Origin of the sequence: Campylobacter sp. MG1, assembly GCF_026616895.1 — a bacterium.
Taxonomy (GTDB): Bacteria; Campylobacterota; Campylobacteria; order Campylobacterales; family Campylobacteraceae; genus Campylobacter_E.
Genome location: NZ_JANYME010000006.1, coordinates 111,071 through 130,184 on the forward strand (window position 1 = coordinate 111,071; position 19,114 = coordinate 130,184).

General features: G+C 26.9%; 20 protein-coding genes. 14 read left to right on the top strand and 6 right to left on the bottom strand.

Annotation, left to right across the window (positions count from 1 at the left end; translation table 11 throughout):
* The first annotated feature begins 123 nt into the window (after positions 1 to 123).
* The 6 genes from NY022_RS06490 (at position 124) to NY022_RS06515 (ending at position 6,459) form a co-directional block, all read left to right on the top strand.
* Positions 124 to 381 carry a hypothetical protein gene (locus tag NY022_RS06490; RefSeq protein WP_267524577.1) on the top strand — a complete coding sequence of 86 codons (258 nt, stop codon included), beginning with the start codon at positions 124 to 126 and terminating at the stop codon, positions 379 to 381.
* Complete coding sequence (gene infB, locus NY022_RS06495; protein WP_267524579.1) at positions 371 to 2,980, top strand: translation initiation factor IF-2; 2,610 nt, start codon at positions 371 to 373, stop codon at positions 2,978 to 2,980. The genes NY022_RS06490 and infB overlap by 11 nt, the downstream gene beginning before the upstream one ends.
* Entirely contained in the window at positions 2,980 to 3,339 is a 360-nt protein-coding gene (gene rbfA / locus NY022_RS06500; RefSeq protein ID WP_214116821.1) for a 30S ribosome-binding factor RbfA, read from the top strand. Before infB ends, rbfA begins: the two co-directional genes overlap by 1 nt.
* Positions 3,340 to 3,756: a ribosome maturation factor gene (locus NY022_RS06505; RefSeq protein ID WP_267524581.1), complete on the top strand. Its 417-nt coding sequence runs from the start codon at positions 3,340 to 3,342 to the stop codon at positions 3,754 to 3,756. It abuts the gene before it with no gap.
* A gap of 87 nt (positions 3,757 to 3,843) precedes the next feature.
* A complete protein-coding gene (locus NY022_RS06510) occupies positions 3,844 to 5,124 on the top strand; it encodes an MFS transporter (RefSeq protein WP_267524583.1) in 1,281 nt (426 codons plus the stop codon).
* Between the two features lie 51 nt (positions 5,125 to 5,175).
* Positions 5,176 to 6,459, top strand: coding sequence for an MFS transporter (locus tag NY022_RS06515; RefSeq protein ID WP_267524586.1), 1,284 nt, complete (start codon positions 5,176 to 5,178; stop codon positions 6,457 to 6,459).
* Here NY022_RS06515 and truA read toward each other — a convergent pair.
* The gene (gene truA, locus NY022_RS06520; RefSeq protein ID WP_267524588.1) at positions 6,456 to 7,187 is read right to left on the bottom strand and encodes a tRNA pseudouridine(38-40) synthase TruA; all 732 of its coding nucleotides are present in this window, start codon (positions 7,185 to 7,187) and stop codon (positions 6,456 to 6,458) included. The genes NY022_RS06515 and truA overlap by 4 nt on opposite strands.
* Before the next feature lie 102 nt (positions 7,188 to 7,289).
* Between truA and NY022_RS06525 the strand changes: the two genes are divergently transcribed.
* Positions 7,290 to 8,642, top strand: a complete 1,353-nt coding sequence (locus tag NY022_RS06525) for a sodium-dependent transporter (protein ID WP_267524591.1) — start codon at positions 7,290 to 7,292, stop codon at positions 8,640 to 8,642.
* 2 nt (positions 8,643 to 8,644) lie between these two features.
* The gene (locus NY022_RS06530; protein WP_267524593.1) at positions 8,645 to 9,994 is read left to right on the top strand and encodes a sodium-dependent transporter; all 1,350 of its coding nucleotides are present in this window, start codon (positions 8,645 to 8,647) and stop codon (positions 9,992 to 9,994) included.
* A gap of 19 nt (positions 9,995 to 10,013) precedes the next feature.
* Here NY022_RS06530 and NY022_RS06535 read toward each other — a convergent pair whose 3' ends face one another.
* On the bottom strand, positions 10,014 to 11,243 hold the full coding sequence (locus NY022_RS06535; RefSeq protein ID WP_267524595.1) for an MFS transporter: 1,230 nt from the start codon (positions 11,241 to 11,243) through the stop codon (positions 10,014 to 10,016).
* Between the two features lie 191 nt (positions 11,244 to 11,434).
* Between NY022_RS06535 and NY022_RS06540 the strand changes: the two genes are divergently transcribed.
* The 5 genes from NY022_RS06540 to NY022_RS06560 are packed head-to-tail and all read left to right on the top strand — an operon-like array spanning position 11,435 to position 16,499.
* Entirely contained in the window at positions 11,435 to 12,739 is a 1,305-nt protein-coding gene (locus NY022_RS06540; protein WP_267524648.1) for a sodium-dependent transporter, read from the top strand.
* Between the two features lie 27 nt (positions 12,740 to 12,766).
* Positions 12,767 to 14,335, top strand: a complete 1,569-nt coding sequence (pckA, locus tag NY022_RS06545; protein ID WP_267524650.1) for a phosphoenolpyruvate carboxykinase (ATP) — start codon at positions 12,767 to 12,769, stop codon at positions 14,333 to 14,335.
* Positions 14,332 to 15,387 (top strand): hypothetical protein, encoded by a 1,056-nt coding sequence (locus NY022_RS06550; protein ID WP_267524597.1) that lies wholly within the window; start codon positions 14,332 to 14,334, stop codon positions 15,385 to 15,387. The genes pckA and NY022_RS06550 overlap by 4 nt, the downstream gene beginning before the upstream one ends.
* Positions 15,374 to 15,895: a ribonuclease HII gene (locus NY022_RS06555; protein WP_214120593.1), complete on the top strand. Its 522-nt coding sequence runs from the start codon at positions 15,374 to 15,376 to the stop codon at positions 15,893 to 15,895. The genes NY022_RS06550 and NY022_RS06555 overlap by 14 nt, the downstream gene beginning before the upstream one ends.
* Positions 15,876 to 16,499: a uracil-DNA glycosylase gene (locus tag NY022_RS06560; protein ID WP_267524598.1), complete on the top strand. Its 624-nt coding sequence runs from the start codon at positions 15,876 to 15,878 to the stop codon at positions 16,497 to 16,499. Before NY022_RS06555 ends, NY022_RS06560 begins: the two co-directional genes overlap by 20 nt.
* Before the next feature lie 269 nt (positions 16,500 to 16,768).
* On the opposite strand, the gene NY022_RS06565 is transcribed toward NY022_RS06560, so the two are convergent.
* Positions 16,769 to 17,284 (bottom strand): thermonuclease family protein, encoded by a 516-nt coding sequence (locus NY022_RS06565; protein WP_267524600.1) that lies wholly within the window; start codon positions 17,282 to 17,284, stop codon positions 16,769 to 16,771.
* Positions 17,285 to 17,407: 123 nt separating this feature from the next.
* On the opposite strand from NY022_RS06565, the gene NY022_RS06570 reads away from it, so the two are divergent.
* Positions 17,408 to 17,563, top strand: a complete 156-nt coding sequence (locus tag NY022_RS06570; RefSeq protein ID WP_267524602.1) for a CstA-like transporter-associated (seleno)protein — start codon at positions 17,408 to 17,410, stop codon at positions 17,561 to 17,563.
* Positions 17,564 to 17,625: 62 nt separating this feature from the next.
* Here the strand turns inward: NY022_RS06570 and NY022_RS06575 are convergent, their stop codons facing one another.
* From NY022_RS06575 to exbB, 3 genes are read right to left on the bottom strand one after another with little or no spacing between them, the layout of a single operon-like run.
* Positions 17,626 to 18,321 carry a TonB family protein gene (locus tag NY022_RS06575; protein WP_267524604.1) on the bottom strand — a complete coding sequence of 232 codons (696 nt, stop codon included), beginning with the start codon at positions 18,319 to 18,321 and terminating at the stop codon, positions 17,626 to 17,628.
* Entirely contained in the window at positions 18,290 to 18,664 is a 375-nt protein-coding gene (gene exbD, locus NY022_RS06580) for a TonB system transport protein ExbD (RefSeq protein WP_214117358.1), read from the bottom strand. Before exbD ends, NY022_RS06575 begins: the two co-directional genes overlap by 32 nt.
* A complete protein-coding gene (exbB, locus tag NY022_RS06585; protein ID WP_239802994.1) occupies positions 18,651 to 19,079 on the bottom strand; it encodes a TonB-system energizer ExbB in 429 nt (142 codons plus the stop codon). Before exbB ends, exbD begins: the two co-directional genes overlap by 14 nt.
* Between the last annotated feature and the right edge of the window lie 35 nt (positions 19,080 to 19,114).

A 19,114-nucleotide genomic window follows, 5' to 3' on the forward strand; every position in this document is an offset into this window, starting at 1 on the left:
TTTAATTAAGTTAGGTTAATTTTTAGAAAAAAAGTATTTTAAATATAAAATTTTGATTGTGGTATTTATATTTTATAATTTAAGTTATTTTTGTTAAGAAAAAATAAATAAAATAAGAAAATTATGAGAAAATCTAAACCTATTAGAATGTGTATTATTTGTAAAGCAAGATTGAGCAAAGAAGATTTATATAGTTTTAAAATTTTAAACAATGAATTGAAATTTGATGTTAAGAATGGTAGAAATTTATATTTATGTTGTTCGTGTTTAAATAAAGACTATGATAGTTTTGCTAAATATTTGCATAAAGTTATAAAAAATAATATGAATAAACAAGAACTCGCAAATAAGTTAAGAGAAAGGTTTTTAAATGGCGAATAATGTTAAAATTAGTGATGTTGCAAAAGAAATTGGTATTACAAGTAAAGAACTTATAGAAAAAGTAAATTTATTAGGATTTGAATTTAAGTCAGCACAAAAAGGAATTAGCCATGATATGGCACAATCCTTATATAATTATATCAAAAATGGAACAGTTGATTCGATTTTGCAATTAGAAATTGATAAAATTAAAAAACCAGTTTCAAAAACTAGAACTACAAAGTCAAAAATTGATAAAAATACTAAAGATGTTACTAAAAATAATAAAAAAGAAGACAATATTGAAAAAAAAGAAAAAAAAGATAATGAAGTGAAAGATATGGTTGTTGAAGTTAAGCAAAATAGCGAAAAAGTTGTTAATAATGAAATTTTAGAAGATATTAAAAATGAACCAGAGAAAATTTCCCTTGCTAAAAGTGGCTTAGAAAAGCGTAGAGGCTTAGTTATAATCAAGAAAAAAAATTCGCCAAAAGAAGATATTAAAAAAAATGAAGTAAAAACTCAAGTACAAGAAGTTAAAACTTTTGCTTCAATATTTAGCACAGATGAAAGCTTAAAAAAGAAAAAAGCTAAAAAAATAGTTCCAGCAGCAAGAAAAGAAAGTTCATCTAAGATGGATTTTGATACTAATTTTGCAGAGATTAATGATGATGAAGATGATGTTGTGGTTATGCCTGATTTTTCATTTAATGAAAGAAAAGAAGATATTGAAAAGCCTGCAAAGGCACAAACTTCATTAAGAAGTGCATTTAATAACCAAATCAATCAATTTACAAATACTTCAATAGCAAGGTCTCGCCGTAAAAAATCAAAAGCATATAAAAAAGAACAAAGTAGCGAAGAAATTACAAGTATTAAAATTCCTAAAGAAATAAGACTTTATGAATTAGCAGAGAAGTTAGGTAAAAAAGATAGCGAATTAATTTCAAAATTATTTATGCAAGGAATGATGACTACTAAAAATGATTTCTTAGATGAAGAAACTATTGAGATTTTAGGACTTGAGTTTGGAATTGAAATAAGCTTTTTTGATGAGACTGCACAATTTGATTATGTTGCTGATTATGAAGAAAATCAAGAAGAATTAAAAGATATTAAAGTTCCTGTTGTAACAATTATGGGTCATGTTGATCATGGTAAGACAAGTTTGCTTGATTATATTAGAAATAGTCGTGTAGCAAGTGGCGAAGCAGGTGGAATTACTCAGCACGTTGGTGCTTATATGGTTAATAAAAATGGTAAAAATATAACCTTTATTGATACTCCAGGTCACGAAGCATTTTCAGCTATGAGAGCTAGGGGTGCTAGTGTTACTGATATAGTAATTATTGTTGTTGCAGCTGATGATGGTGTAAAACCACAAACAAAAGAAGCAATTTCGCATGCAAAAGCAGCGGGTGTTCCAATCATCATCGCTGTTAATAAAATAGATAAAGAAGCAGCAAATCCTGATAGAGTTAAAACTCAATTAGCAGAGCTTGATATTATGCCAACTGAGTGGGGTGGAAGTCATGAATTCGTTCATATTAGTGCTTTAAAGGGAACTGGAATTGAAGATTTACTTGAAATTATCTTATTACAAGCTGAAATTTTAGAGCTTAAAGCAAATAAGAATACAGCTGCAAAAGCAAATATAGTTGAAAGTTCTTTACAAAAAGGTCGTGGTGTAGTAACTACTGTGATTATGGAAAATGGAACGCTAAGAGTAGGAGATACCGTTGTAGCAGGCATTGCTTATGGTAGGGTAAAAAGCATTACAGATAGCAAAGGTAATGCATTAAAAGAGATTTTACCAGGCGAGTGTGGTGTAATTATGGGTCTTAATGAAATTCCTGATGCAGGTGAGACATTAATTAGTGTTGCGACTGATAAAGAAGCAAGAGATTACGCACAAAAACGCCACGAATATTTAAGACAAAAAGAATTAAGCAAATCAACAAAAGTAAGCCTTGATGAATTAAGTGCAAAAATTAAAGAAGGGAATTTAAAATCATTACCTGTTATTTTAAAAGCCGATGTAGGTGGAACATTAGAAGCTATTAGAGGAAGTCTTGAAAAGCTTTCAAATGATGAGGTAAAAGTTGATATTGTTTTAGGTGGTGTTGGTGGAATATCTCAAGGAGATATTGCTTTAGCACAAGCTAGCGGTGGTGTTATAGTTGGCTTTAATGTTCGTCCAACGGGGGATATTAAGGAAAAAGCAAAAGAAGCCAAGGTTGAGATTAAAACATATAATGTAATTTACAATCTAATTGATGAGATTAAAGCTATTTTAGGTGGTTTAATGAGTCCTATTATTAGCGAAGAGCAACTCGGACAAGCTGAAATTAGACAAGTAATCAATGTGCCAAAAGTAGGACAAATAGCAGGATGTATGGTAACTGATGGAAGCATAGTAAGAGGGGCTAAAATTCGTGTTATTCGTGAAGGTGTTGTAGTGTTTGAAGGAGAGATTAGCTCACTTAAACGCTTTAAAGACGACGCTAGAGAAGTTAGCAAAGGTTATGAATGTGGTGTTGGTATCGTTGGATTTAATGATATGAGAGAAGGCGATTTTATAGAAAGTTATAAAGAAGTTCAAAGTAAGGCTAGTTTATAATGAATGATAAAGCACAAATAAAACGCCTAAGAACACAAAGTTTGCTAAAGGAATTAGTAGGAGAAGCTTTAGCAAACTTAGATGATCCTTTATTAAGTGGTCTATTAGTAAATGATGTAGATTGCAAAAAGGGTCGTTATGATGCTTTTATATATTTAGATAAAATGTCGCTTACAAAAGATGAACAAAATTTAGTTCTTTCTAAGCTAAAAAGAGTTAGTAAAGTATTGCAAGCTCATTGCTTAGGAGCACTTGGTATGTATAGATGTCCAAATTTTCATTTTAGGTTTGACGATAGTTTAGATAAAATTAATAGAATAGAAGAATTATTTAAGCAAATTAATAAGGAAAAGAAATAAATGGAGCTAGAGAATTTAGCTAAACAGCTTAATTTAGTGATTTATGATACTGAATTAGCAAAAGAAGGCAATAACTTTATTTATAGAATTTTCATCTTAAAAGATGGAGAAAATAAATCAGTTAGCCTTGATGATTGCGAGCAATTTAGTAGATTGATTTCTCCTATACTTGATTTAAATCCACCTACAGATGAAAAATACTTTTTAGAAGTAAGCTCTCCTGGACTTGAAAGAAAGCTTACTAAAATAGAGCATTTTAAACTTAGTATAGGTGAGATATTAAAAATTAAAACTAAAGAAAAAGAAGAAATTATCGCAAAATTACTTAGTGCTGATGATGAGAAAATCACATTAGAAGATGGCACTATATTAAACTACGCAGATATTAAATCTACAAAAACTTATATCTATTGGTAAGGCAAAGCCTTACCTATATACTCTTACTCAAATTAATAATCATTAACAAAATTAAAAATAGCATAAATATAAAATTAAAGGAAATTTATGAGAGAATTAAATAATAAAGATATTAAAACTTTAAGCCTTAGTGCTTTAGGAAGTATTTTAGAATTTTATGATTTTATTATATTTGCAATATTTACTCCGTATTTTACGGATGCATTTTTACCAAGTTATTTAGATGAAAGCATAAAATATATTTATACCTACGGAGCTTTTGCGGCTGGATATTTAGCTCGTCCACTTGGTGGTATTGTTATGGCACATTTTGGAGATAAATTTGGTAGGAAAAATATGTTTTTATTAAGCATTATTTTAATGGTAATTCCTACATTTATTTTTGCGATTATGCCTACTTATGAGCAAATTGGTTATTTAGCAATTGTTATTTTGCTACTAATTAGAATTTCGCAAGGTATTGCAATGGGTGGTGAAATGCCTGGTGCTTGGGTTTTTATATATGAACATAGTCCAAGTCATTCTAAAGGTTTATTTTTAGGGCTTTTAACTTGTGGCGTGTGTGGTGGAATTGTTTTAGGAACTTTTATAGCTTTAAATTTACAAATAATTTATACCGAAGAACAAATTAAAGAATATGCTTATAGAATCCCTTTTTTGTTAGGTGGAATTTTTGGTTTAATTAGTGTATATTTAAGAAAATTTTTAAGTGAAACTCCAACATTTTTAAAATTAAAAGAAAGCAAAGAATTGCATTCGTTTCCACTAAAAAGTGTCATAAAAGATTATAAAAAAGATATATTATTATCAATGTGTTTAACATTAGTATTAACTGCATGTGTTGTAATAATGCTATTACTAATTCCAAATTATGCTAAAAAGACATTAAATTTAGCACCAATTACTAGCACATGTTTGCAAATGGCAGGAGCCTTAATGGTTATTTTTGGTTTGATTTGTACTGGAACCTTGGCTGATTTTTTTAAACCTAGCAACGTTTGTAAAATATTTTCATTAGGGCTTATAATATTTTGCCCTATGTATTTTTATGAATTATATGTTGGTAAAGATTTAGTTTTGTTATCAGCATTTTATTTATTAGCTTGTTTTTTTATAGGTGTAGTAAATTTTGCATCAATATTTATGTGTAATTTATTTAGACCAAATGTATTATTTTCAGGAATTAGTTTTTCGTATAATATAGCTTATGCTATTGCTGGATTTTTAACTCCTATTTTATTAGTTAAATTACATGATATTGCTGTAAATACAAATACAATAGGTGCTGGGTATTATATGATTTTTATAGGAATATTGAGTTATTTTTGTGCTATTATGTATGAAAAAATTAAGAATCATAGAAAATAATTAATAAAAATTAAAAAATTTATTATAATGTTTTGATTAGAAAGGATTAAAATGAATAGACAATTAACAAAAAGTGATATGAAAACTCTTAGTTTGAGTTCTTTAGGTGGGACTTTAGAATTTTATGATTTTATTATATTTGCGATTTTTACGCCATATTTTACACATCATTTTTTTCCAGCTGACCTTGATGAAAATTTAAAATTATTTAATACCTACGGAGCCTTTGCAGCTGGATATCTAGCTCGTCCACTAGGTGGTATTGTAATGGCACATTTTGGTGATAAGTTCGGACGAAAAAAAATGTTTATGTTAAGTATTTTACTAATGGCTATTCCGACTTTTACATTTGCTATAATGCCTACTTATGAACAAATTGGATGGCTTGCAATAGTGATTTTATTATTAATCAGAATTACTCAAGGTATAGCAATAGGTGGAGAATTACCTGGTGCTTGGGTTTTTGTGTATGAGCATAGTCCAGCAAATACAAAAAATTTATTTATAGGTGTTTTAACATGTGGTGTGTGTGGTGGAATTTTGTTAGGAAATTTGGTAACATTAATTTTACAAAATATTTTTATAGAAGATGATATAAAAGAATATGCTTATAGAATTCCATTTTTGCTAGGTGGTATTTTTGGGTTAATTAGTGTGTATTTAAGAAGATTTTTAAAAGAAACACCTATCTTTAAAGAACTTCAAGCAAATAATGAATTACATTCTTTTCCGTTAAAAGATGTTATAAAAGAATTTAAAAAAGATATATCTTTATCGGTTTTACTTACTTGGATTATGACAGCTTGTGTTTTAGTTATGATAATTTTAATGCCAAATTTTTTAAAATCAACTTATAATATTGAACCTATTACTAATACAATAGTACAGATGGGTGGAACATTTATGATGATGGTAGGATTAGTTTGCACAGGTGCATTATCAGATATTTTTCATCCGGCACAAGTTTGTAAAACATTTGCAGTATTTTTGTTTATTTTTTGTTTTTTATATTTTTATGAATTTTATATAGGAAAAAATTTAACATTAATATGTGTATATTATTTAATAGCTTGTTTTTTTACTGGAATTGTAAATTTTACAGCTATTTTTATGTGTAATTTGTATAGACCGAATGTATTATTTTCAGGTATTAGTTTTTCATATAATTTAGCATATGCATTTTTTGGTTTTATAACACCATTACTTTTAGTTAAATTTCATTCAAATGTAGAACTAGGAGGTATTTTTATAATAGGTGGGGGTGCTTATATGTGTTATATAAGTATTTTAGCTTTTATTAATGCTAAGATTTTTTTAAAAATAAAAAAAGATTAATAACTAATACTTTTAAGATATAAACCATTAGGAGATGCTAGGGTTCTAGAGTGGGATTTAATCCCACTTATTTGTTCTTTTAAATCATTTAAATTTAATTTTCCTTCATTTATTTTTAGCAAAAAATCCATCATTAATCTAATTTGACCTCTTAAAAAACCATTAGCAAAAAAATTAAATATAATCATATTTTTATAGGTATATATCCTAGTTTTATGTATGGTTCTAATTGTGTTCTTATCTTTATCTAAACTAAGACAAAATTCTTTAAAATTATGTTCTCCTTCATATATTTTTATAGCTTCTTTTAATAAATTTAAATTTATATTTTTTTCATAATGACATAAAAAAGCTTTGTTAAAGGCATTAATTTTAGGACTTATTATATATCTATAAGAGCGAATTTTTGCATCAAATCTAGGCTCAAATTCACATATAATTAAATTTTTTATAAAAATTCCATTCAATACATAATTTAATTTTTTAATTACAAATTTTTCATTTAATTTGTAATTTGATTCAATTTTTGCTACATTGCATTTTGCATGAACGCCTTTGTCGGTTCTACTAGCAAAAATACTTGGTGTAAAAATTCCTACAGTTTTTAATGCTTCGTCTAGCATATTTTGGACACAATTCATATTTGGTTGCTTAGCTGAGCCGCAAAACCTAGATCCGTCATAGCTAAAAATTATTTTATATGTATATTTTTTATTATTTTTACTCAATTTTTTACCTTTTTAGTATTTTTTCATTAAATTTACATACATTTTGTTAAATTTTATTATACAATGTTTTATTACCTTAAAAATTACTAAAAAGGGCATACTGTGAATACATTTAGCAAAATTGGATTTATACTAGCTGTTGCTGGTTCGGCGGTAGGATTAGGAAATGCTTGGAAATTTCCTACGATGGTAGGGACTAATGGTGGTTCTGCTTTTGTGTTATTATTTATATTACTTACACTTTGTGTTGGTTTTATTATGTTTTTATGTGAACTTTATATAGGTAAGACTAGCGGACTTGATCCTGTTGGAGCTTATTATAAGTTAGCACCTAGTAATAAAAAAGCATGGAGTTTAGTAGGCTTTAGTATGATTGGTGCGTTGTTAATAGTAAGCTTTTATAGTGTTATAATTGGTTGGATTGTTTATTATTTATACCATAGTTTGATGGCTTTATTTAATTTTACAAGTTTAAATGTAGACATAAATGAAAATGCTAAATTGTTTGTAAATTTATTAGAAAAGAATGTAACAGCTGAGATAATTTGCTTTTCTATAGTATTTTTTCTAGCCTTTTGGGTTGTTTCACGTGGTATTAAAAATGGAATCGAAAAATTAAATGTAATAATGATGCCTACTTTATTTGTGCTTTTATTGCTAATGCTTTGTTATAGCTTTACTCAAAATGGTTTTGCTGATGCATTTAAATTTTTATTTAAACCAGATTTTAGCAAAATTACTTCAAGTTCGTTTTTAGAAGCACTTGGACTTGCGTGTTTTTCATTAAGTATAGGTGCTGGTAGTATTATTACATATTCAGCTAGTTTACCTGAAAAAACTAATTTTATAAGTTCGACTTTTTATATAATTTTTATAAATCTTTTAATAGGTCTTATGATGGGACTTATTGTTTTTTCTTTTATTTTTGAATTTAACGCTGACCCTAGTGCACAAGGCCCTGGATTAATTTTTATAAGTTTGATATCTTTGTTTGCTAAATTAGGATTTTTAGGAAAAATTTTAGCTATAACATTTTTCATAGCTTTATTTTTTGCAGGAATTACCAGTGCTGTTTCTATGATAGAACCTTTCGTATTCTTTTTGATAAATAAATTTAATATGAAAAGAATTAAAGCAATAATTTTACTTGGAATTTTAGTTTATATTTTAGGACTTATGTGTATTTTTTCAACTATTAGCGATACAAAAGATAGCCTTACATTTTTTGGAATGGGATTTTTTGACATCTTAGATTATTTAAGCTCAAATATAATTATGCCTTTTGGTTCATTTATGGCAGCAATTTTTGTTGGATATTTTTTAAGTTGTAAGGATTTATATAAAACTTTTTATCCTTATACAGGTGATTTAGGTTTTAAAGTGTGGTATTTCTTCGCTAGATTTGTAGCTCCACTTGCAGTAATAATTATTGTTTATTTTAAATTTAAAGGATAAAAATGAGAGAACAATTTTCTAAAATTGGATTTATTTTAGCGATGGCAGGTTCTGCTGTTGGGCTTGGTAATGCTTGGAAATTTCCTACTATGGTAGGAACTAATGGTGGTTCAGTATTCATATTATTATATTTAATATTAACATTTTTAATAGCTTTTATGGTTTTTTTGGGTGAATTAAGTATAGGAAAAATTACTAGAAAAGATGCTGTAGGTGCTTTTAGTGAACTTGCTAATAAAGGCAAAAATATATGGGGTTTAGCTGGATTTTTTATGATAGGAGCTATATTAATTATTTGTTTTTATAGTGTTGTTATAGGATGGATTTTAAAGTATATTTATTCTAGTTTTTTTACATTACCTAATACTACAGATGCAGCTGGTGCAATGTTTAATAAATTAATTAGCGATGATTTAAGCTCTCAATTTACATGTTTTACTATAGTATTTATAATGATATTTTGGGTAGTTAGCAAAGGTATTAAAAGCGGTATTGAAAGAATGAATGTATGGATGATGCCTGCTTTATTCATATTACTTATACTAATGTTGCTTTATAGTTTTAGTTTCAATGGATTTGCTGGTGCTTTTAATTTTTTATTCAAGCCTGATTTTTCAGTCCTTGTTAATGATGGTAGTTTAAATACTGAATTAATTTTAAATGCCTTAGGTCTTAGTTTTTTTAGTTTATCTATGGGTGTTTGTGTAGTTTTAACATACGCTGCAAGTTTGCCTGAAAATACAAATGTTATCAAATCAACATTGTCAATTATTTTCATAAATATTTTAGTTGGTATTATGATGGGACTTATCGTTTTTACTTTTGTATTTGAATATGGAGCAAGTCCAAATCAGCAAGGTCCAGGTCTTATATTTGTAAGTTTGATGAGTTTGTTTTCAAATTTGGGAATTATTGGTAATATTTTAGCTGTTGCATTTTTTATAGCATTACTTTTTGCTGGGCTTACTAGTGCTGTTTCTATGGTAGAGCCATTTGCGTTTTATTTGATAAATAAATTTGGAATTAGTAGAAAATTAGCACTAACATATATAGCTATTTTTGTTTATATATTTGGTTCATTTTGTATTTTAGGTTTTCATAAAGACTATTCTATATATTTTACCTTTTTTGGGAAAAGTATTTTTGATTGTTTAGATTATTTAACATCAAATATTTTAATGCCAGTTTCAGCTATTGTTACTTGTATTTTCGTAGGATTTGTTGTTGAAAAGTGCAAATTAGAAGAATTATTCATTCCTTATATGAAAGAAACAGGTTTTAAAATTTGGTTATTTTTTATAAGATTTATTTGCCCTATAGTAATTTTAGTAATTATGTTAAAAAATATTTAAGCTTCAAAAGAAGCTTAAATTATACAGCTTGGTTTTGTGGTTTTACAAAAAACAATGCAAGTATTCCAATCGCAGCTGGAATTAGGTTTATTAAAATAGCTAGATTCCAGTTGTAATTTTCTACTATATATCCTATTACAAGTGGTGATATTGTAGTTCCTATGCAACCATAAAAATTCATATAAGCACTTAATGTTGCAGCTTGTTTTCTTCCTTTATCAATACACATAGCCCAGCAAGTTACTATTGGAAAACCTATAAATCCAAAACCTAAGCTAAGTGCTAAAATGCTTATAAAAAAGCTATTAGAATAGACAACAAAATAAACACTAATTGCAAATAATAAAAGTCCTAAAATTGCTAAATGAATTCTAGCTTTTATATAGTCGTTTGTAAATTTTAAAATTTTATCGCTTGCAAATCCTGTAAATGCGACAGCAATGCTAAGGCAAAGCCAAGGAGCACCAGCGTAAATACCCATTGATTTTAAATCCATACCTTTTGCTTCTAATAAAAAAGTAGGTAGCCATACCATAAACATACCATAAATGTAAATTACACAAAAATAAGCAATTCCTAGAGCATATAATTCTTTGTTTTTAAGAAAATTTTTCCAAGTAGTTTTATTATTATCGTCATTAAATCTTTCTTTTAGAATGAAATTTAATTCTTTTTTACTTATAAATTTATTATTTTCAGGACTAGAACTACTAAAAATATAAAATATTAAAGCTATTATTAATCCTACACAACCAAAAACATAAAATACACTTTGCCAACCATAATTTTCTAATAACCAAACAGATATGAATGGTGCTATCACAGGTCCAAAATAAGAACCAGCTAATACAAATGATGCTGCCATAGCTTTTTCTTTTGTACCAAACCAGTTGTTATTAAATGCGGTACTACTTACAAATATAGGTGATTCTCCTAATCCAAACAAAATTCTAATAATGCAAAGCATTAAAAAGCTACTAGCTAACGGTGTTAAAATTGTAAAAATAGACCAAAAGAATAAACCTAAAATAATCATTGTTTTATTACCTAATTTTTGTGTTAAAATTCCTGCTGGAATTTGACCTAATGCATAAGCTAAGAAAAACAATGAATTTAACATTCCAAAAGTAGTTTTATCTATATGAAATTCATTCATAATAAAACTAGCAACTACAGAAATATTTGCTCTATCCATATAGGCTATAAGTCCTATAAAAAAGAAAGCACTAGCCAAGACCCATCTATACATTTTTATCCTTTTTTTTTTTTTTTTTTTTGATAAATATAGCACAAATTTAGGATTTTTAAAAATATTGTAAAATTTTTAAGAAAAAATTATTGTAAAAATATTTTTTTATGATATTATTTTGATTTAATTTATTAAAAAGGAGATTATTATGAGGAGTTTACTTTGGCTCAGCTAGGAGCACTTTTTCTAAAATAGGTTTTGTTTTAGCACTTGCAGGTGGTGCCGTAGGGCTTGGCAACGCTTGGAAATTTCCTACAATGGTTGGAACTAATGGTGGTTCAGCCTTTATGCTACTTTATTTGTTTTTATGTTTGACAATCGGAATTTCATTATTCTTAGCAGAAATTGCATTAGGAAAAATTACTAAAAGTGATTTAGCTACAAGTTATTTTACCCTCGCTAAATTTAAGCCAAATTTATGCAAAGTAGGTGGGATTTTTATGCTTACCGGAATATTTGTATTATCATTTTATTTAGTAGTTTTATCTTTAGTATTTCATTATATATTTTTAAGTTTTTCTTTACCACAAGATTTAAAAAGTGCTGGAGAATTATTTGGAAAGGCTATAGGTGGTGATATATTTGTTAGTATAATTTGTTTTAGTATATGCTTTTTTTTAACAATTTATGTTGTTAGTAAAGGTATTATAAATGGAATTGAAAGATTAAATATTATATTAATGCCAACACTTTTTGTATTACTTTTATTAATGTTGTGCTTTAGTTTGACACAAGATGGTTTTTTGAAAGCTTGTGAATTTTTATTTAAACCTGATTTTAGTAAATTGAGTATAAATTCACTTTTAGATGCTCTAGGACTTAGTCTTTTTACTTTATGTCTTGGGATAGGCTGTATTAGCACTTATGCTGCTAGTTTAGATGAAAAAACTAATATTTTAAAATCAAGTTTATTTGTAGTGTTTATAAATCTTTTAATAGGCATTATGATGGGTCTTATTGTATTTACATTTATATTTTCTTATGGAGCAAATCCTAATGAAAGTGGAGCTGGACTTGTTTTTGTTAGTCTTACTACACTTTTTTCAAAACTTGATGTTTTGGGTTCAATTTTTTCTTGTATATTTTTTATAGCTTTATTTTTTGCTGGGATTACTAGTGCTGTTTCTATGATTGAGCCATTTACATTCTATCTTGAAAACAAAATGAGTAGAAAAAAAGCTTTGATTATTATTGGAATTTTTGTTTATATAATAGGTATTTTAGCTCTTCTTGGAATGGCTAATAAGCTTAGTTTTGATACTTTTAGTGCATTAGATTTTTTAACTAGTAATATTATGCTTCCTTTAGGGGTATTATTTTCTAGCATTTATGTAGGATTTTTAATGAAAAGATATGCATTTTTTAGAGTATTTATAGATATTTTTGGAAAAACATTAACTAAATATTATTTTGTATTTTTACAGTACATAACACCTGTGATTATAATTTTGATATTAATTAACAATTTTTACCCAATTAGTAATTTTTTTAAGTAGAATTGATTAAAAATATTTTTTTCGGAGATAATAATGCTAGAGAAGTTAGGAATTGTTAATGTTGGTAAAATTTATCATAATTTAAGTTATGATGAGTTAAGAGAACATGAAATTCGTTGCAAGGAAGGTGAAGTTTGTCAAAATGATACATTTGCAGTTGATACTGGTGTTTTTACTGGTAGAAGCCCTAAAGATAAATATTTTGTAAATGCCGCACCATCAAATGAACATATAGCTTGGGGTAGTGTAAATTTAGCTTGTACAAAAACTACTTTTAATGATAATTTAAGAAAAGCTAAAGAATATTTAAGTGGTCGTGATTTATATATAATGGATGTATTTTGTGGAGCTAGTAAGAGTTCTCGTAAAAAAATTAGATTTATAACTGAGATTGCGTGGCAAGCACATTTTGTTAAAAATATGTTTATTCGTCCTAGTAAGGGAGAATTAGAAAATTTTGAACCTGATTTTGTGATAATTAATGCTTGTAAATTAAGTAATGAGTTATATAAACATCAAAATTTAAATAGCGATGTATTTGTAGGATTTGATATAGAAAATAACATAGGATTAATTCTTGGCACTTGGTATGGTGGCGAGATGAAAAAAGGTGTATTTTCTATGATGAATTACTGGTTGCCTTTACAAGGTAAGATGAGTATGCATTGTAGTGCGAATGTTGGTAAAGATGGAGATGTTTGCTTATTCTTTGGTCTTAGTGGCACAGGCAAAACTACTCTTAGCACAGACGCAAATCGTGCTTTAATAGGTGATGATGAGCATGGTTGGGATGATGAGGGTGTATTTAATTTTGAGGGTGGTTGCTATGCAAAATGTATTAACCTTGATAAGGATAGTGAACCTGAAATTTATGCAGCGATTAAGAAAAATGCTTTACTCGAAAATGTTGTAATAACTAGAGATAAAAATGTTGATTTTTGCGATGCTAGTAAGACAGAAAATACTCGTGTAAGTTATCCAATAGAGCATATCCCAAATCATGAACCAAGTCTTAGTGCAGGCCATCCATCTAATATAATTTTCTTATGTGCTGATGCTTTCGGTGTTTTACCTCCTGTATCAAAACTAAACAACACTCAAGCAATGTATTATTTTTTAAGTGGATATACTGCAAAAGTTGCAGGAACTGAGCGTGGTATAAAAGAGCCTGTTGCTACATTTTCTGCTTGTTTTGGCGAACCATTTATGCCACTTGACCCTAGTGTTTATGCGAAATTATTAGGCGAAAAGATTAAAAAACACAATGTAAATGTGTATTTAGTAAACACCGGTTGGAGCGGTGGAAGTTATGGTGTTGGTAAAAGAATGAGTATAAAAGCTACAAGGTCTTGCATTAACGCTATTTTAGACGGCTCTATTCAAAATTGTGAATTTTATAATTACGATGTGTTTAATTTAGCTGTGCCTAAGAGTTTAGCTGGAGTTGATGAAAAATTATTACACCCTGAACAAACTTGGGAAAATGAGAATGATTTTTATAAAACTAGAATAAAGCTTGCTAAAATGTTTATAGAAAATTTCAAAAGATACGGCGAAAGTGCCGATGAATTTTTAGCAGCTAGTCCTAAGGTATGATTTTAAATAATTTTAAAGAATTAAAAATTTCTAAAGATGATTTGAAAGCTAGAAAAATTACAGATTTACCACGTTTTGCTCTCATAAAAGGAGCAAAATATAGTGGTAAAAAATCATTTATATTTTCTATTTTAGATGATTTTACTTTTATAAATATGGAAGATTTAAGATATAAGAATGATAATATAAATGATTTTATAAAAAAAGAAAAAATAAAGAATTTAGTTGTAAATGAGCCTGAATTTATAGATATTGATAATGCTAATTTAGAAAAATTTTATATTTTGAGTTCAAAAAATAATTATATTTATAAGGATTTTGTAAATATTAAATTAAATTTTTTAGATTATGAAGAATTTATTTCATTTTCAAAGAAAAATTTAAGTGAAAATTTGCATTTGTCAAATTATATTTTATTAGGTCAAAACCCTATGAATGTTGATTTAGAACCTTATAAAGCTTATATGAATTTACAACGTATTTTGAAAGAAATATTAAGTGATAATGAAATTATTATTATGTGTAATTTAGCTACAAAAATAGGTAATCAAATAAGTATTTTAAGTCTTTTTAGAGAGTTTATCCAAGATAAAAAAATATCAAAAAATGATTTTTTTGACTGTGTTAAGTCTTTAGAAAATAAATTTTTATTATATTGGGTAAAACACATTAATAAAAATTTGAAAAAACCTTATTTTATGGATTTTGCATATAAAAATGCTTTAACTTTTAAAAAGGACTTTTTAAAAAATTATGAGAATTTAATAGCTAATGAACTTTTGATGGTTTATGATGAGATTTTTTATGATGATGATATAAATTTTATTATTAGTTCGGCTAGTTTAGGAATACTATGTGAAGCTTTTACTAATAAAGATTTTATAAAACTAAAAAGCAAAAAATTAAGCAAAAAAGCCAAAGAATTAGGGCTTAAAAATATCTTAGTTTTATCATTAAACGAGCAATTTAATTTCGTTAATGATGAAATTAGATTTATAGGACTTACTTTAAATACTTGGCTAATTTCAAAGGAATTAAATGATTGGGATTGACGAAGCTGGGCGTGGAGCGTTTGCAGGTCCATTAGTGCTTGCAGCTTGTAAGCTAAAAATAAATATAAACGAATTAAATGATAGTAAAAAACTAAGTGCAAAAAAGCGTGAGAATTTGTATGAGATAATTAAGCAAAACTCTGATTATTTAGTAGTTTTTGTTGATAATGAATATATAGATTTAAATGGAATTAGAGCGGCTTATCAAAAAGCTTTAGGAGAAATTATAGAGCATTTTGAAAAAGATGAATTATTATTTGATGGTAATACTGATTATGGAATGGGTATAAAAACTCTAATAAATGCTGATGAGATAGAGCCTTGCGTTATGGCTGCTAGTATTTTAGCTAAGGTTAGTAGGGATAATTTTATGGCTAATTTAGATGATAATTTATATGATTTTAAATCTCATAAAGGCTATGGAACCAAAACTCACATAGAAGCTATTAAAATTCACGGCTTAAGTTTATTACATAGAAGGAGCTTTTGTGCTAAATATAGTAGATGATTATTTAGCTACTGCTAAGGGTAAAGAACTTTTAAAGGCTTTAGATTACGAATATGAAAATAATATAATTTATCCACAAAAAAAGGATTTATTTAAAGCCTTTAAATTATGTGAAATTCCAAAAGTAATAATAATAGGTCAAGACCCATATCACGATGGAAGTGCTGATGGTTTAGCGTTTTCATCTAGTATTAAAATTCCACCTAGTTTAAGAAATATTTTTAAAGAAATCTTAAATGATTATCCAAATGAAGCTGTATTTTTACAAAGTGATTTGAGCTATTTAGCAAGACAAGGCGTGGCATTATTAAATGCAAGTTTAAGCGTGCAAAAGAGCAAACCTAATTCTCACAAGCATTTATGGGAAGATTTTTTCCTTTATGTTATACAAAGGATTAATAATGATTATGATAATTTAGTCTTTATGTTGTGGGGGAGTTTTGCAAATAATTATGCAAAATATATTGATACTAAAAGGCATTTAATATTAAGCTCGGCTCATCCAAGCCCACTTGCAAGGGGTAAATTTTTTAATAATCAACATTTTTTAAAATGTAATGAATACTTAAAATCAAAAAATAAAAGCCTAATTAATTGGCTATAATGAGGTATTTTATGTTTTAATAGTATTTATATTAAATTAATAATTATAAAGTAATTATTTATTAATTAGAATTAAAAATTATTTTTGTTAAAAAATATTTTTTATGTATTTTATTGATAATATTTATAATATATTTATAATATAGATTAAATTTTTATAATATTTTAATTTTTTAAAAATATTTAATAATAAAATTATAAAAATAAATTAAATAAAACATTAATATTTTTTACTATATTTTATATTTTAGAGATAAAAATAGGTATTAATTATTTATGTTCTTTTCTATAATCTCTAGGATTTTGTGGATTTTTTTCACTCCACAATCCTATTTTATTATTTCTAGCTATTTTTTCATAATCTAAATATTTTTTAGTATAATTTTGATAAGCCCAAGCACAACCGATTTGCACCATTTTTGCGTTTATATCTTCATTATTTGCATATACTATACTAACACTTCTACCATAATTATCTTTATTTTTTATATCTAATGTAATTTTTTTACTTTCTAATAAATTTGTTAGTTGATTTTTACAATATTGTCCATAACTTTGAGTACTTTCAGGTGCATCTATTCCATATAGTCTTATTTTAATTTTTTCACCTTTATTAATTACTACAATAGTATCTCCATCACTAACTCTTTCTAAACTATATTCATCAAAAAAAGACATAAAATATGAGAAATTTATAATTATTAATAATAAAATAACTGCAAAAATTTGGTATTTTGCTGGTAATTTTTTTATCAATGATTTTTGATTTGCTGTTAATTTTTTCATCTCAATCCTTTAATATTATTTATACTAGTGTTGATTTAATAAAAAATTATTTTATTTGTAAATTTAGGCATTTTATAATTATTTTATGATATCTTTCATAGAAAAATATAAAAAGGAGTAAAAATGGGTTTTTTTGATAAATTAAAAGCTGTTTGTGGCATACCTGATTATGAAGCTTATTTAAAAGAACATAATGAAAAATATCCTAATGAAAAGCCACTAACTAAAGAAGAATTTTTAAAAAGAGAAAGAGAACGCTTAAATTCAAATTGTGCTTGAGGCTAATTAGAGACAAGTTTTGTCTAAACTAAATTTAGTCAATATTAATTGACTAAATTAGCCTAATGTAAGCTAAACTTAAGCGGCACACTAATATCTAAAACTCTTTCATAACGCTTAAATTTCGCTATCTCAACGCTTTTAATCCCTGCTTTATTTAGATTTTCATATTTTGATGGCTTAAGTATTTTTATATTTTTTGCCTTACCATAATCATAGGTAAATCCTACAACCACTACTCCTTGCTCACGCCTTTTTCTTGAACTCATAGGATAATTGCTCTTAGCAGTTTTATTTAAAACTGATTGAATATGAGAGATTAATTCATCTTGATTATTCCCACCTGCAGGAGTATTATTACTAATTGTAGTAGTTGGTTTAGCTTCATTTATCTTGCTTGCTAAAGGTTCGTTTTTAGGTGTGATTGGCTCATCTTGAGTTTTTTTAATTTCTTTTACTTCTTGCTTTGGTTTTGGTTTTTTATGGTGCTTTTTTTTAGGTTTTAAAGCAAATTTTTCTTCTTTTATCTCTTCTTTGATTATTTCTTCTTTTATTTCTTTGATTTCTTCAATTATTTCTTCTTTAACAGCATTTTGAGGTATGCTAGGAGCATAAAAAAGCACCGCTAAAGCTTTATCATTTTTAATCTCACTTGTCTTTACATCAATTCTAAAAAAACACGCCAACAAAACCGCATGAACTAAAAAGGAGATGAAAAATGCGATTTTATTTTTCTGTTGCAATAGCAAAATTTTCATGCTTTAACTCTTTTAAAATATCCACTATTTTTACAAAATGTTTATAACTAGCGTTCTCATCAGAGCGTAAAATTACAATTTCATCTTTACTAATGCTTGATAATTTTGTCTTTAATTCATCTACGCTAAGCAAACTCTCATTATAAAATATCTCACCAGTTTCATTAATACTTATAAATACTTTTTGCTTATCATCAATGCTTACGCTATTTTCTGATTTTGGTAAGTTTATAGCGATTTTTTCTTCTGCTATAAAGGTGCTAACACTTAAAACAATGCAAAGTAAAACTAGCATAATATCAATAAATGGAACTAGATTTAAGCCTTCTTTATTTACTCTCATTATTTTCCTTAAACCTTGATAATACAACATCAACTTTTCTAATAAATGCGTTGTATATCATAAGAGTTGGGATTGCTACAACAAGTCCAAGTGCTGTTGCTTTTAGTGCTAGCGAAAGCCCTAGCATAATACTTTTTGCGTCCATAGTAGCCGCATTTGCCATATCATAAAATGTAATCATTATGCCTATTACCGTGCCAAGCAAACCTATATAAGGAGCGTTTTGATAAACGATGTAAAGACAGGTGAGATTTTTGCTAAGTGCTATTTCTAATTCATCTTTACATTTATAATTTTTAATATCAATATTTTTAAAAAATATTAGCCTTTCAATACTAAATGCCAAAACTAAAAAGCTCATAAAAAATAATATCGCAAACACAAAATAATCTAAATATTCTTTCAAAAATTCCACATTTTCTCCTAATAATTGATATTCTAAAAAAGGCT